Source organism: Tenacibaculum sp. UWU-22 (assembly GCF_041021355.1).
GTDB lineage: Bacteria > Bacteroidota > Bacteroidia > Flavobacteriales > Flavobacteriaceae > Polaribacter.
Genome location: NZ_JBFNGP010000001.1, coordinates 325,311 through 340,298, shown reverse-complemented (window position 1 = coordinate 340,298; position 14,988 = coordinate 325,311). Strand labels below are relative to the sequence as shown.

At 30.6% G+C, this 14,988-nt stretch carries 18 protein-coding genes; 14 read left to right on the top strand and 4 right to left on the bottom strand.

Annotation, left to right across the window (positions count from 1 at the left end; translation table 11 throughout):
• Positions 1-34 precede the first annotated feature (34 nt).
• The 7 genes from AB2B44_RS01525 to AB2B44_RS01495 all read left to right on the top strand — a co-directional run bounded on the left by AB2B44_RS01525 (position 35) and on the right by AB2B44_RS01495 (position 6,315).
• The gene (locus AB2B44_RS01525) at positions 35-493 is read left to right on the top strand and encodes an LEA type 2 family protein (protein WP_369047787.1); all 459 of its coding nucleotides are present in this window, start codon (positions 35-37) and stop codon (positions 491-493) included.
• A gap of 4 nt (positions 494-497) precedes the next feature.
• A complete protein-coding gene (gene ribD / locus AB2B44_RS01520) occupies positions 498-1,607 on the top strand; it encodes a bifunctional diaminohydroxyphosphoribosylaminopyrimidine deaminase/5-amino-6-(5-phosphoribosylamino)uracil reductase RibD (protein ID WP_369047786.1) in 1,110 nt (369 codons plus the stop codon).
• Entirely contained in the window at positions 1,600-2,208 is a 609-nt protein-coding gene (locus tag AB2B44_RS01515; RefSeq protein WP_369047785.1) for an HAD-IA family hydrolase, read from the top strand. Before ribD ends, AB2B44_RS01515 begins: the two co-directional genes overlap by 8 nt.
• A gap of 1 nt (position 2,209) precedes the next feature.
• A complete protein-coding gene (locus AB2B44_RS01510; protein ID WP_369047784.1) occupies positions 2,210-3,070 on the top strand; it encodes an EamA family transporter in 861 nt (286 codons plus the stop codon).
• A gap of 81 nt (positions 3,071-3,151) precedes the next feature.
• Positions 3,152-3,757 (top strand): YigZ family protein, encoded by a 606-nt coding sequence (locus AB2B44_RS01505; protein ID WP_369048512.1) that lies wholly within the window; start codon positions 3,152-3,154, stop codon positions 3,755-3,757.
• Positions 3,758-3,892: 135 nt separating this feature from the next.
• Positions 3,893-5,587: a TrkH family potassium uptake protein gene (locus tag AB2B44_RS01500; RefSeq protein WP_369048511.1), complete on the top strand. Its 1,695-nt coding sequence runs from the start codon at positions 3,893-3,895 to the stop codon at positions 5,585-5,587.
• A 41-nt stretch (positions 5,588-5,628) separates the two neighbouring features.
• Complete coding sequence (locus AB2B44_RS01495; protein WP_369047783.1) at positions 5,629-6,315, top strand: TrkA family potassium uptake protein; 687 nt, start codon at positions 5,629-5,631, stop codon at positions 6,313-6,315.
• Positions 6,316-6,395: 80 nt separating this feature from the next.
• On the opposite strand, the gene AB2B44_RS01490 is transcribed toward AB2B44_RS01495, so the two are convergent.
• Positions 6,396-7,430: an RluA family pseudouridine synthase gene (locus AB2B44_RS01490; protein ID WP_369048510.1), complete on the bottom strand. Its 1,035-nt coding sequence runs from the start codon at positions 7,428-7,430 to the stop codon at positions 6,396-6,398.
• Positions 7,431-7,457: 27 nt separating this feature from the next.
• On the bottom strand, positions 7,458-8,060 hold the full coding sequence (locus tag AB2B44_RS01485; RefSeq protein ID WP_369047782.1) for a PASTA domain-containing protein: 603 nt from the start codon (positions 8,058-8,060) through the stop codon (positions 7,458-7,460).
• Positions 8,061-8,202: 142 nt separating this feature from the next.
• On the opposite strand from AB2B44_RS01485, the gene AB2B44_RS01480 reads away from it, so the two are divergent.
• Complete coding sequence (locus tag AB2B44_RS01480; RefSeq protein ID WP_369047781.1) at positions 8,203-9,192, top strand: D-alanine--D-alanine ligase; 990 nt, start codon at positions 8,203-8,205, stop codon at positions 9,190-9,192.
• A gap of 12 nt (positions 9,193-9,204) precedes the next feature.
• Complete coding sequence (coaD, locus tag AB2B44_RS01475; protein ID WP_369047780.1) at positions 9,205-9,660, top strand: pantetheine-phosphate adenylyltransferase; 456 nt, start codon at positions 9,205-9,207, stop codon at positions 9,658-9,660.
• A gap of 16 nt (positions 9,661-9,676) precedes the next feature.
• On the opposite strand, the gene AB2B44_RS01470 is transcribed toward coaD, so the two are convergent.
• Complete coding sequence (locus AB2B44_RS01470; protein ID WP_369047779.1) at positions 9,677-11,305, bottom strand: SulP family inorganic anion transporter; 1,629 nt, start codon at positions 11,303-11,305, stop codon at positions 9,677-9,679.
• Between the two features lie 142 nt (positions 11,306-11,447).
• Here AB2B44_RS01470 and pyrR point away from each other — a divergent pair, with 142 nt between their 5' ends.
• The 5 genes from pyrR to AB2B44_RS01445 are packed head-to-tail and all read left to right on the top strand — an operon-like array spanning position 11,448 to position 14,534.
• Positions 11,448-11,990, top strand: coding sequence for a bifunctional pyr operon transcriptional regulator/uracil phosphoribosyltransferase PyrR (pyrR, locus tag AB2B44_RS01465; protein ID WP_369047778.1), 543 nt, complete (start codon positions 11,448-11,450; stop codon positions 11,988-11,990).
• Between the two features lie 2 nt (positions 11,991-11,992).
• Entirely contained in the window at positions 11,993-12,925 is a 933-nt protein-coding gene (locus AB2B44_RS01460) for an aspartate carbamoyltransferase catalytic subunit (RefSeq protein ID WP_369047777.1), read from the top strand.
• A 2-nt stretch (positions 12,926-12,927) separates the two neighbouring features.
• Positions 12,928-13,260, top strand: a complete 333-nt coding sequence (locus AB2B44_RS01455; RefSeq protein ID WP_369047776.1) for a ribonuclease Z — start codon at positions 12,928-12,930, stop codon at positions 13,258-13,260.
• 18 nt (positions 13,261-13,278) lie between these two features.
• Positions 13,279-13,596 (top strand): T9SS type A sorting domain-containing protein, encoded by a 318-nt coding sequence (locus AB2B44_RS01450; RefSeq protein ID WP_369047775.1) that lies wholly within the window; start codon positions 13,279-13,281, stop codon positions 13,594-13,596.
• The gene (locus tag AB2B44_RS01445) at positions 13,593-14,534 is read left to right on the top strand and encodes a ribonuclease Z (protein WP_369047774.1); all 942 of its coding nucleotides are present in this window, start codon (positions 13,593-13,595) and stop codon (positions 14,532-14,534) included. The genes AB2B44_RS01450 and AB2B44_RS01445 overlap by 4 nt, the downstream gene beginning before the upstream one ends.
• On the opposite strand, the gene AB2B44_RS01440 is transcribed toward AB2B44_RS01445, so the two are convergent.
• Positions 14,531-14,893: a CoA-binding protein gene (locus AB2B44_RS01440; RefSeq protein ID WP_369047773.1), complete on the bottom strand. Its 363-nt coding sequence runs from the start codon at positions 14,891-14,893 to the stop codon at positions 14,531-14,533. The two genes, AB2B44_RS01445 and AB2B44_RS01440, sit on opposite strands and share 4 nt — an antisense overlap.
• Positions 14,894-14,988 lie beyond the last annotated feature (95 nt).

Here is a 14,988-nt window from a genome sequence, read left to right as displayed (position 1 = left end):
CAGAAGCAAAGTACCTAAAAAAATAGTAATATTTATGAAGAAAATAATTTATTTTTTGTCTTTTATATTTGTTTTTCTAAGCTGTTCTGTAAATAAAAAGCCAACATTTATAAAAATAGACGACTTAAAATTAGAGTCGTATAAAGCCGATACTATTCGTTTTCAAGCAAAGGCATATTTTAAAAACGAAAATGATATTGGAGGAAAAATTTCTACCGATGAAATAAAAGTATTTGTTGATCAGGTAGAGGTAGCTCAAGTATCGTCAGAAGAATTTAAAGTGCCTGCAAACCAAGAGTTTTCAGTACCTTTAAAAGTAGTGCTTCCTGCAAAAAAGGTATATGAGAATAATAAAAATGGTATTTTAGGAGGCTTGTTAAATTCGGTACTTAATAAAGGTGTGAAAGTTCGGTTTAAAGGGAATATAAAATATAAAGTTTTAGGTTTTTCGAGTGTTTATGCTGTTGATAAAGTAGAAGAAATTAAACTGTAATTTTTTGAATCACGAATTTTACATACAACGTTGTCTTCAAATTGCTAAAAATGGTATTGGCACCACACGTCCCAATCCATCTGTTGGGGCTGTAGTTGTGTGTGATGATATAATTATTGGAGAAGGATTTACGTCTCCTTACGGAGGTAATCACGCTGAGGTAAATGCTATTAATTCGGTTAAAAATCAAAAATTATTAAAAAGGGCTACTATTTATGTTACTCTCGAACCTTGTGCACATCATGGAAAAACACCGCCTTGTGCTGATTTAATTATTGAAAAAGAAATTCCAAATATTGTTGTTGGTTGCTTAGATACTAATAGTTTGGTGTTTGGTAAAGGTATTGAACGATTAAAAAAAGCAAACAGAAATGTAGTTGTAGGTGTTTGTGAGGCGGCTTGTAAAGAGCACCATAAACGTTTTTTTACGTTTCAAAATAAAAAGCGACCCTATATTATTTTAAAATGGGCAGAAACTAAAGATAAGTTGATAGCGCCAGTAACAAAAAATAAACAAAAACCAGTGTGGATTTCTAATGAATATTCACAACAGTTAGTACATAAATGGCGTAGCCAAGAGCATGGTATTTTAGTAGGTACAAACACCGTTATTGCTGATAATCCTTTATTAACTGTTCGTAGTTGGAGTGGAGAAAACCCTATTCGAATAGTACTAGATAAAAGCTTACGAATATCAAAAAACGCAACTGTTTTTGATAGAACGGTAGAAACAATTGTATTTTTTGATAAAAAAGAGACAATAAGAAAAAACTCATCTTTTCAAGATATTGACTCACGTATTGATAAAGCAAAAAATGATAATTTTTTGAAAGAACATTCTAAACTTATTTTTGAACAAATTGATTTTTCTTCATCTTTGGCAGAGCAAATTTGTAAGGTTTTGTATACACATCGAATTCAGTCAGTACTTGTTGAAGGGGGTGCGCAAACTTTGCAAACGTTTATAAAGTCAAATATATGGGATGAAGCTCGGGTGTTTGTTGGTAATATTAGCTTTGGAGAGGGGGTAAAAGCTCCTGAAATATTAAACCGAACTTTAATTTCTGAAGAAAAAATAGCTGATGATATTTTAAGGGTATATAAAAATGATTAAAAATATTATTTTTGATTTTGGCGATGTATTTATCAATTTAGATAAAGAAGCAACCAATAAGCAACTTTTAAAATTACAGATTACAGAAAATTACGAAGAACTTGTAAAATTGTGTTGTCAGTACGAAATAGGATTAATTTCTACCAATAAATTTATATCCTTTTTTCATAATAAATATAATATTTCTAAAAAAGATATCATAGATGCGTGGAATGCAATTTTACTTGATTTCCCGCAACATCGGTTACTGTTTTTAAAACAATTGGCAGCAAGTAAAAAATACCAATTATTTTTATTAAGTAACACCAATGAGTTACATATTACATGGATAAAAAATACTTGGGGAGAAACAACATATCGTCAGTTTAAAAACTGTTTTAAACAATTTTATTTATCGCATGAAATTAATTTAAGAAAACCAGATAAAAATTGTTACGAATTTGTGTTGCACAAAAATAATTTAAATCCCAGCGAAACTTTTTTTATAGATGATTCGAAAGAAAATACAGATGCGGCGCAAGCGTTAGGGATAAAAGTTTGGAATATAAATCCGAAAACAGAAGATGTGGTAAATTTATTAAGCAGAAAAGAGTTTATATAATATGTTGTTTTTAATTTTAAGTATTCTTTTTTCTACATTACTTTTTGTGATTTTTAAATATTTTGAATTGTATAAGGTTAATGTATTACAAGCTATTATAGTTAATTATATCGTTGCGTTTGTTATGGGTATGTTTTCAGTAAAGGCATACGGTAAATTATTTAGTATTGCTAGTCAACCATGGTTTTACTATGCGTTATTTTTAGGTTTGTTATTTGTAACTATATTTTTTGCGATGGCAAAAACAGCACAAAAAAATGGGGTTTCGGTAGCTTCTATTGCAAGTAAAATGTCAGTTGTAATACCAGTAACGTTTGGTGTTATTTTATATAATGAAAGTGTTTCTTTTTTAAAAGTAGTCGGAATTATAATTGCGTTAATTGCAGTGTATTTGTCATCTGTAAAAGACGATAAAATAAATACCAAAGCTAGTTTATTTTTTCCGTTAGTATTATTTTTAGGTTCTGGAGCTATTGACACAGCCTTAAAGTATGTTGAGGCTAATTTTGTAGCTAAAAATGAGGTTGCTTTTTTTTCGGGTAGTTTATTTGGTTTTGCTGCCTGTTTTGGTATTGTTATTTTGTTAAGTAGACAATTTGTACATAAAGAAAAATTTCAATTTAAAAGTATAATTGCAGGGGTGGTTTTAGGTATACCTAATTACTACTCGATAGTATTTTTAATAAAAGCGTTGCAAAATAAAAATGTAGAAAGCTCTACGCTATTTACTATAAATAATGTAGGTATTGTTGTTATGTCAACTATAGTTGGTTTGCTATTGTTTAAAGAAAGTTTTAGTGCTAAAAATAAAATTGGAATAGCTCTAGCAATTCTTGGAATCATATTGGTTTATGTTGCTTAATTTTCTTGATAATCAATAATTTACGATATGTTATGATAAAAAATAGAAAAATAAATATTTAGTTCATTTTAAGTGAAACAAATTAAAGATACATATAAAACTATAACAAAACCTACTAAAGAAACATTGTTTAAAGATCGAAACAGTAAGTTTTTCGGTTATGCGTTCCCTGTTTTTTCTGAACAAGAAATTAAAGAACAATTAGATGAATTACGTAAACAACATCATACAGCACGACATCATTGTTATGCATGGCAATTAGGAACAGAACACGTTTCTTTTCGTGTTAATGACGATGGAGAACCTAGCAATTCGGCGGGGATGCCTATTTATGGGCAAATACAAGCCTTTGGGCTAACCAATATTTTAATTGTTTCGGTACGCTATTTTGGCGGAACAAAATTAGGGGTAGGTGGGTTAATTAATGCGTATCGAACTTCGGCAAAACTTACTCTAGAAGCCTCAGAAATTATAGAAAAAACTATTGATGTGTTTTATAAACTAAGCTTTGGTTATGATATGATGAATAAAGTGCAGCGTATTATTAAAGAATATAATTTAACAATTATTAATCAAAATTTAGCGTTAGATTGTCAATACACCATTGCAGTACGTAAAAAAGAAGCACAAACTATTTTTAAGGTTTTTGAAAACGTATTTAAAGTAGAAATTACAAAGCTATCGTAATTGTTATGTATATATTTTGTTACTTTTGCCGCTAGATTACTCATATAAACAAATTAACAATTGAAAGTTTTTAAGAAAGAAATTACAAATTTTATCTGGCTGTATCGATTGGTTTTTATAGCTACGGTTATAGGAATGATTTTATTTATCTCTGATTTTGGTTTTGATAAATCAAAAGTTATTCAAAAAGAATTTAATCTATACTATTTCGTTGTAATTGGATTGGGTGTTTTGTCAACCATTATGCGCTATGTAGAGCGTTCGAAAGAAATAAAAAAAACAGTGGTTGTTTTTGATGTAATTACCATTTTAATTACGCTAACCATATTGTACACTCACTTTTTAGGCGTAAAAGCACATAGGTATATTTCTTTTTTATCAAATGATAATTGGGTAAAATTTGCCATTATTATAACTTTTATTAGAGAATTTTCAGAGTTAAAAATAAGCTATAAAAAAACACTTTTAAACCCAGCACAATTATTTATTATTAGCTTTTTCAGTATTATTATTTTAGGATCGCTATTGCTAATGTTGCCTAAAGCTACCCACGATGGTATTTCATTTTTAAATGCTTTGTTTACCTCTACTAGCGCAGTATGTGTTACGGGGTTGATAGTAGTTGATACGGGTAGCTATTTTACTACATTTGGGCAGTTTATAATTTTATTTTTAATACAGGCAGGTGGTATAGGAATATTAACTGTAGCAAGTTACTTTAGTTACTTTTTTAAAGGTGTAGCCAGTTATGAAAATCAGTTAACCTTAAGCGATATGACAGGGTCAAAAGAAATCGGTAAAGTGTTTTCTACCCTAAAGTATATTTTATTAATTACTTTTTTAATAGAATTTCTTGCTGCTGTACTTATCTTTTTTAGCCTTGATGAAAATATGTTTCATTCGTTTTCTGAACGTGCTTTTTTCTCTATTTTTCACTCTATATCAGCCTTTTGTAATGCAGGTTTTTCTACTTTGCCTAACAATTTATATGAAACAGGGTTTCGGTATAACTACTTTTTTCAAAGCATAATTATTGGTTCGTTAGTTTTAGGGGGTTTAGGTTTTCCTATTGTGGCAAATTTGGTCAAATATTTTAAATATTTTTTCACTCAAAAATTATTTTACTTAAGAGGTAAAAAACAAACGCATAAGCCTTGGGTGTTAAATATTAACAGCCGTATAACTTTAGCAACCACATTATCGCTTATATTTTTTGGTACGCTATTTATTTTTATAAACGAATATCACAATACGCTAGCAGAGCATAAAGGAATAGGAAAATTTATAACAGCTCTTTTTGAAGCAACTACACCTAGAACAGCAGGGTTTAATACTGTAGATATGGCATCGCTTCATTTTTCGACAATAATGATGATATTTTTGTTAATGTGGATTGGGGCTTCTCCTGCATCTACAGGTGGTGGTATAAAAACGAATACCTTTGCAATAGCAGTATTAAATTTTATTAGTTTAGCAAAAGGGAAAACCAAAATAGAAGTTTTTAGAAGAGAAATATCTGAAGTATCTGTTAGAAGAGCTTTTGCCGTAATATCATTATCTTTAATTGTTATAGGTTTAGGAATTATTTTTGTTTCGGCATTTGACAGTGATAAAAAGTTATTAGATATAGCATTCGAATGCTTTTCAGCATACAGTACCGTTGGGCTAAGTTTAGGTATTACAGCAAAGTTAAGTGCTTATAGTAAAATAGTTATCATTGCAATTATGTTTATTGGTAGGGTAAGTATGTTAACCTTGTTAATAGCTTTATTTAAAAAGGTAAAACAAAATAATTACAAATATCCAGTAGAAGAAATTACAATAAATTAAAAAATAGAAATAAACAAACGGTTAATTTAAATTTATTTTAAATGAAATATATTATTGTTGGGCTAGGTAGTTTTGGCGCATCGTTAGCAGAAAAGTTAACAGAACAAGGTAACGAAGTTATAGGTATCGATACCAGTATGCATAAAGTAGAAAACTATAAAGAACGTATTACACATACTATTTGTATGGATGCAACCGATGAGGTTACTGTAGTAGGGCTGCCTTTAAAAGAGACCGATGTAGTTATTATTACTATTGGTGAAAATAAAGGAGTTAATGTAATGGCAACGGCTTTGTTTAAAAATTTACAAGTAAAAAAACTAATTAGTCGTTCTATAGATCCATTGCATGAAAATGTGTTAGATGCTATTGGTGTAGATGAAATTGTTAGGCCAGAAGAAGAATCAGCAGCACGTTGGGCAAAAAAATTAAGTTTAAAAGAGGTTGTAGATTCATTTGAATTGAATTCAGATTATTGTATTGTAGAAGTAAAAGTACCTGAAAAATTTCATGGAAAAACCATCAAAGAAATTGATGTTAGAAAAAATTACAATTTGTTGGTATTAACTACAATAGGCAGTGTTGTTGAAAAAAGTTTGGTAGGCAAAACAAAAAATGTAACCAAAGTAAGAGGTGTAGCTAACCCAGATGATGTGTTAACCAAAGAAGATATTTTAGTAATATACGGTTCTAATAAAAATATCAAACGGTTTTTAAAAGACGATTAATAAGCCTTTTATAACACATTTTTAGAATTTTAATAGATATACGTTAAATTTTGAGTTTAAAATTATTGTGTGTAATTAAGCTATTCTTCTAATTTAGAATGTTCAGAATAGGTGCGCCATTTTTCTATACAAGCACTTATATCGTCAGGTATTTTAGAATCAAAACGCATAAATTCGCCCGTTTTTGGATGAATAAAGCCTAATGTTTTTGCGTGTAAAGCTTGTCTAGGCAACACTTTAAAGCAGTTTTGAACAAACTGTTTGTATTTGGTAAAAGTGGTTCCTTTTAAAACCTCATCACCTCCGTATCGAGCATCATTAAATAACGTGTGTCCAATATATTTAAAATGCGCTCTTATTTGATGAGTTCTTCCTGTTTCTAATTTGCATTGTACTAAGGTTACATAAGTAAAACGTTCTATTACTTTATAGTGTGTAATAGCAGGTTTACCATGTTCGCCGTCAGGAAAAACATCCATTTGTAAACGGTTTTTTAAACTACGACCTATATTACCTTCAATAGTACCCGAATCTTCTTCAATATTACCCCAAACAAGAGCATAATAAAGGCGCTCAGTAGTTTTGTCAAAAAACTGTTTAGATAAGTGCGCCATGGCATATTCGGTTTTAGCAACTACTAATAATCCGCTAGTGTCTTTATCAATTCGGTGTACTAAACCAGGGCGTTCATTACTGTTGGTTGGTAAGTTTTCGATATGATGTAATAACCCATTTACTAAGGTTCCTGAATAATTGCCATGTCCAGGATGAACAACCATGCCTGCGGGTTTATTAACTACAATTACAGTATCGTCTTCAAATACAATATTTATTGGAATATCTTCGGCAACTAGCAAATTTTCGTGGGGTGGGTGTGCTAAAACAACTCGAACAACATCGTGTGGTTTTACCTTATAATTTTGTTTTACCGCTTTGTCGTTTACTAAAATATTACCAGCTTTGGCTGCTTGCTGAATTTTATTTCGGGTAGCGTTTTCAATAAAATTCATTAAAAATTTATCTACCCGCAAAGGTATTTGACCTTGATTTGCTGTAAACCGATAATGTTCGTATAGCTCATCATTTTCAATATCGTTCACATCTATTTCTTGCATCAAAAAAAATCGTATTAAATAACTTAGTTAGTAGCCTTTACCGTCTCCTAAAATTAAATCGATAGTAGATTGTTTTGGTAGTTTATCTCCAGGGTTAATAGTTTTTCCTTTATATTTTAACCCACGAACCACATTTTTACCGATATCGGGCACCCAAGTATAATCGGTGCCAACTTTAAACCCAATAGATAGTAAATGGCTAGAGGCTTGGCGTTTAGTTCGCCCATTCAAATCAGGAATTACTACATCGCTGTATTTCGATGGATTTAACGTTAAATAAATTTTTCTTTTTTCTTTTACAAAATCACCTGGTTCAGGGTTTTGTTCAATAACCGATTTTTTTGGATAACTAGGGTTAAAACTTGCCGAATCAATAACAATAAAACTTAAATTCAACTCTTTTAACTTTTGATCAACATCGGCTAACGACATTCTAGTAAGATCAGGCACTTGTATTTTTTGATTATGATTTGTGCTAATACCTAACCAAAATTTTAATAAAAAAACAAATATGAATAGGCCAATAACAAACAAGGCTAATTGTTTAAAAAAAACCTTACTTTTTAAAAATTGAAATAAATTTAACCCTGCGTTTTTAAGAGCTGTAATACTTATTTTTTTTGATTTCACAATGAATGCCTTTTTTTATAACTCACAAATATATAAAAACTAAACGTTCGAATTTCTATTTATATTTTGATAAATTTGCTTAAATATAAAAATAAAAAGCCGTAATAGTATAAATTAACTGTTTAACCTTAAAGAATTAATAGTGAAAAAAAATATTGCCGTGGTTATGGGAGGATATTCATCGGAGGTGGATATATCTTTAAAAAGTGGAAATGTAGTGTACAACTATCTTGATAAAGAAAAATACAAAGTATACAGAGTACATATATTGTTAAACAAATGGGTGGTTGTTGATGAAAACAATAATGAATACCCCATAAATAAACATGATTTTTCGGTTCAAATAAACAATAATTCTATTACGTTTGATTGTGTTTTTAATGCTATACATGGCGCTCCTGGTGAAAACGGAATGTTACTCGCCTATTTCGAATTGCTAGGCATTAACCATACTTCGGCTCCGTTTTACCAAATGGCATTAACGTTTAATAAGCGAGATACGTTAAGTGTGGTTCGTCAATACAAAATACCTACGGCAATCGCTGTTTATCTAAATAAAGGTGATAATATTGATGTTAAAGCAATTATTAGCAAAGTTGGTTTGCCTTGTTTTGTAAAGCCTAATAATGCAGGCTCTAGTTTTGGTATATCAAAGGTTGCTAGTGAAGATAATATGATGGCTGCCATTGAAAAAGCCTATCAAGAAGATAATGAAATTTTAATAGAAAGTTTTTTAGATGGAACTGAAGTTTCGGTTGGTGTTATTCAATACAAAGGAGAAACGAAAGTATTACCTATTACCGAAATAGTTTCTGAAAATGATTTTTTTGATTATGAAGCCAAATACGAAGGTAAATCGCAAGAGATTACACCTGCAAGAATTTCTGATGAAGCAACAAAGCGGGTGCAAAAAATGGCTAAAAAAGTATATGAAATACTAGGAATGAGTGGTTTTTCGAGATCAGAATATATTTTGGTAAACGGCGAGCCTCATTTTTTAGAAATGAATACGGTGCCGGGGCTAACCCAAGAAAGTATTTTGCCTCAACAAGCAGCTGAAGCAGGCATTTCTTTAACAGCATTATTTGGTAATGCTATAGAAGTAGCCCTTAAAAAAGATACAATTGTTTAAATTGCAGCAAATATGAGAAAAGCTATATTTCCAGGGTCATTTGATCCGATTACTTTAGGACATTACGATATTATAGAACGAGGCGTAAAATTATTTGATGAACTAATTATTGCTATTGGTATAAATTCAGAGAAAAAATATATGTTTTCTTTAGAACAACGAAAGCGTTTTATAGAAGAATCATTTAAAAATGAGCCTAAAATAAAAGTGGTTACCTATAAAGGATTGACAGTTGATTTTTGCGTAAAAAATAATGTTGATTATATTTTACGAGGTCTTAGAAATCCTGCTGATTTTGAATTTGAAAAAGCTATAGCGCATACCAATAGAGATCTTGCTCCGATTGAAACAGTATTTTTACTTACTGCAGCTAGCACCTCATATATTTCGTCGTCTATTGTTCGAGATGTAATTCGAAATAATGGAGACTATACTAAGCTAGTGCCCGAGGCTGTAAAAATAGGTTAGTGATAAACCGTATTCGCTAAAAGTTGTATTCGTTTAAGGGTTTGGTAAAATCTTCTGGGTTCGCTGCTAAGTAATAACGTGGATCATCAATATCTTCTACAATAACATTGTGAAACGTATTGCTTGCCTTATAAAGTAATGTTTTACAATCTTTACTTAAATGTTTTAATTTTATAGTTTTACCTGCGGTTTGGTATTTTTCTACCAAATTAAATAAAGCCTCAATAGCAGAGTGGTCTGCAACTCTAGATTCTACAAAATCTATTTCTACATTTTGAGGGTCATTTTTGATATCAAATTTTTCGTTAAAGGCTTTAATACTTCCAAAAAATAAAGGCCCCCAAATTTCATACACTTTGGTGCCATCTTCTTTTATTCGTTTTCTAGCTCTAATGCGTTTCGCATTTTCCCACGAAAAAACTAAAGCGCTTACAATTACGCCAGCAATTACGGCTATGGCTAAATCAAAAATTACAGTTAAGGCAGATACTAAAATAAGTACAAATAGGTCGGCTCGCGGAATTTTATTTATAATTCTAAAACTAGACCAAGCAAAAGTACCAATAACCACCATAAACATTACGCCTACTAATGCTGCAATAGGTACTTGCTCAATTAATGAAGAAGTAAATAAAATAAATAAAAGTAAAAATACGGCTGCCGTAATACCAGATAATCTACCTCTACCACCACCTTTAATGTTAATTAAAGATTGACCAATCATGGCGCAACCACCCATTCCGCCAAATAAACCAGCAATTATATTAGCGCTTCCCTGTGCTAAACACTCACGATTAGAATTACCTCTAGTTTCGGTTAATTCATCAATTAAATTAAGCGTCATTAAAGACTCTATTAATCCAATAGCCGCCAAAATTAAAGCATAAGGAAGAATAAAGGTAAAGGTTTTAATGTTTAATGGAATTTTAGAAAAAGTTTCTAAAACAGGTAATGGAAACCCGCCTTTTAAGCCTTCGCCGCCTCCATCACGAATAAAAGAACCTACAGTAGCAACATCTAATTTTGAAAAAATAACAATAGCAGATACCGTTATAATGGCTATTAATGCTTCAGGTAATTTTTTGGTTATTTTTAATTTAGGTAACCCCCATATAATTAACATAGTTGCGGCTACTAAACCAATCATCAGCCAAAGTTCAGAGCCTTGTAACCATTGTTTTTCGCCATTTATAGTTTTGGTAAACATACCTAATTGTGATAAAAAAATAACAATTGCTAATCCGTTTACAAAACCCATCATTACAGGATGAGGAATTAATCTTACAAATTTGCCTAGTTTAAAAACACCGGCTAATATTTGTATAATCCCCATTAACATAACGGTTAAAAATAAATAATACAATCCAAGATTTTCACCCAGAGCGCCCATGGCATTTCCTTCAGCAACTAAGGTTACCATTACAACAGCTAGGGCTCCTGTAGCACCTGAAATCATTCCAGGTCTTCCACCAAAAACAGAAGTAATCAAAGCCATTATAAATGCAGCATATAACCCAACTAGCGGGTCTACACCAGCAACAAAAGCAAAGGCTACCGCTTCAGGTACTAAAGCTAGTGCAACGGTTATACCTGACAATAAATCGTTTTGAATATTTTTTGCTCTTTTTCGGATAAATTCGGTCATGATTTTAGTAAAATTTAAAAGTTGGCAAAGGTAGTGTTTTATTTGAGCTTTTAAATATTTGGTTTGCTTTTTATATGACGTTTAAAAATTTTATAGTAGCTTTGCTTCTCAGAATTATTACACAAAAAATCGAACCGATTTTATGGGCAGAAAAAAGTTACTTACTTCTAAAGAAATTGAAATAATTCTGCATCGATTAGCTTGTCAGCTTATCGAAAATCACAACGATTTTTCAAATACGGTTTTAATAGGCTTACAGCCTCGTGGAAGTTTTTTAGCTAAACGGTTGGCAACTGTTTTAGAAAAAGATTATCAAATTAAAAACTTACAGTTAGGGTTGTTAGATATTACGTTTTATCGTGATGACTTTAGAAGAAGAGATAAACCATTAGAGGCAACCGCTACTCAAATAGATTTTTTGATTGAAAACAAAAAAGTAGTGTTGATTGATGATGTTTTGTTTTCAGGAAGAAGTGTGCGTGCAGCATTAACAGCTTTGCAATCTTATGGAAGACCTGAAAACATAGAGCTTTTAGTGTTAATTGACCGTAGGTTTAGTCGTCATTTACCTATTCAGCCTAACTATAGAGGACGACAAGTAGATGCTATTAATTTAGAAAAAGTAAAAGTGTTTTGGAAAGAAACACATAAAGAAGACATCGTATATTTAGTAGAAGATAAATAATCATGGAACAGTTAAGTGTAAATCATTTATTAGGCATAAAATACCTTAACAAAAACGATATTGAACTAATCTTTAAAACCGCCAATCATTTTAAAGAAGTTATTAATCGTCCTATAAAAAAAGTTCCTTCGCTTAGAGATATTACAATTGCTAATTTATTTTTCGAAAATTCTACTCGTACAAAGCTGTCATTTGAACTGGCAGAAAAACGTTTATCTGCCGATGTAATTAATTTTTCGGCAAACCAATCATCGGTAAAAAAAGGAGAAACTTTAATTGATACGGTAAATAATATTTTATCAATGAAAGTAGATATTGTGGTTATGCGTCACAGCAATGTAGGCGCAGGTGTTTTTTTGTCGAAACATGTTAACGCTCGAATTATTAATGCGGGCGACGGAACCCACGAACACCCTACTCAAGCCTTATTAGATAGCTATTCGATGCGAGAAGCTTTAAATAGTAATTTAAAAGGGAAAAATATTGTTATTGTAGGCGATGTGTTGCACTCTAGAGTAGCACTGTCTAATATTTTTGCTTTACAACTACAAGGCGCCAATGTAAAAGTATGTGGGCCAACAACATTAATTCCGCGTTATATTTCTAGTTTAGGTGTTGGGGTAGAAACTAATTTAAAAAAAGCATTAGATTGGTGTGACGTAGCCAATGTTTTACGTGTCCAAAATGAAAGGATGAATATTAAATATTTTCCGTCGACAAGAGAATATGCTCAGCTTTTTGGTATAAACAAACAAATTTTAGATAATTTGGGTAAAAAAATTGTTATTATGCATCCAGGACCTATAAATAGAGGGGTAGAATTAACGAGCGATGTTGCAGATAGTGACCAGTCTATTATATTAAATCAGGTAGAAAATGGGGTTGCTGTTCGTATGGCAGCTATTTATTTAATAGCCCAACAAATAAAAAGATAACTATGACAATTAAAGAAAAAGAAAGTTATATTTTAATTGTTCCAGATCAAGATTCTTTTGTTACTTTTTTTAAGTATTTTAAAGAAAAACACTCAGAATTTGAAAAGAAATCAATTATTATTGAATTTTTAGATAAATTTAATATAACCCAAGAAGATATTTTTGTATTTTTGAAATACGCAGAATTACATCGAAAAAACGGCACATCTTTTGTTATAGTATTAAAAGATGTTAATATTGATGATTTTCCAGAAACATTTAATATTGTGCCTACCTTAGTAGAAGCCGAAGATGTAATAGAAATGGAAGGTATCGAAAGAGATTTAGGTTTCTAAAATATAAACAATTAGCCGATGACAAAAAAAATACTTTTTCTCTTTTTTTTATTTGTAACAGCTGTAGGTTTTTCTCAAAAATCGATAAAAAACCTATCAACAGCACCTAATCCTTTTGTGCAAAACACTACGATTACTTTTTTTTCAGATAAAAATCAAACGGCTATTCTTAACGTAAGAAATGTGTTAGGAAAAACGGTTTATAGTGAAAAATTAAAAATAGTAAAAGGTGAAAATAGATTTCCCTTTTATCGAAAAAATTTACAATCGGGCATGTATATTTATGCTCTTCAAAATAGCGAAGAGCTTATTTCTAAACGTTTTGTTATTAAATGAGTATAGAACTAACTATTTTGGGGTGTCATTCGGCAACTCCTCGTTCTAATGCTCATCCAACCTCACAATATTTACAAATAAATAATCATCATTTTTTGATAGATTGTGGCGAAGGTACACAGCAACAAATGCGAAAATATAAGGTTGGTTTTTCTAAAATTGACCATATCTTTATTTCACATTTACACGGTGATCATTTTTTTGGATTAATAGGCTTAATTAGTACTTTTGGGCTTACTGGTAGAAAAAAAGAATTGCATATTTATGGGCCTAAAGGTATTAAAGAAATTATTACCCTTCAATTAAGCCTTTCAAAGTCATGGACCCATTTTTTACTTATTTTTCACGAGTTAAATAATACAGATAGCACCCTTATTTTTGAAGACGATAAAGTTAGCGTGTATACCATACCGCTTAATCATAGAGTGTATACAAATGGGTTTTTATTTGTTGAAAAAGTAAAACTTAAATCGTTAAACATTGATGCAATTAAAGCGATAGATGAAATAAAAATTTGCGATTATCAAAATTTAAAAAAAGGGAAAGATTTTATATGTAGTACAGGAGAGGTTATTTCAAATAGTGATTTAACATTTAATCCGCCCAAACCAGAAAGTTATGCGTTTTGTAGTGATACTCTATATAAACCAGATATTATTTCGATTATAAAAGATATAGATTTGTTATATCACGAAGCTACCTTTTTGTCTGACAGAGAAGATTTAGCAGAAAAAACAAAACATTCTACAGCCGAACAAGCAGCTTTAATAGCTAGAGATGCAAATGTTAAAAAATTAATTATAGGGCACTATTCTAGCCGATATAAAAATTTACAAGATTTTAAAGTTGAGGCAGCCAAAATTTTTGAAAACGTAGAGTTGGCAGAGGCAGGTGTTGTGTACTCTCCAATAGTAGAGGCAAAAAATGTTTTAACTTAGTATTGATTTATAGAGAGTAATACTAGTGTACAAGCAATTTGGTAATTTATTTTATTTTTTGATAATAATTTTTCAAATTCACTATTTTCTGTTCCTGGATTAAAAATTACTCGATTAGGTTTTAAATTAATAATATACTCATAATACATTTTTTGCTGTATGGGATTAATGTATAAAGTAACGGTATCAATATTTTTAAAAGGCTTTTTTTCGGTTTCTATAATTACATTACCAATTTTTCCTTTACGTAAGCCTAAAGCTATTACATGAATATTTTTTTCGCTTAGTTTTCGAATGGCTAAATTACTATATCGATTTTCGTTTTCTGAAGCCCCAATAACGAGTGTGCTAGTATTCATTTTGGATACATTTAAATTAAAATAGACTGAAAGTATTTACAAAAATACAAATAAGCTTCTTCGATTGATAGAAAAATAATTAAGATAAAGTTTTT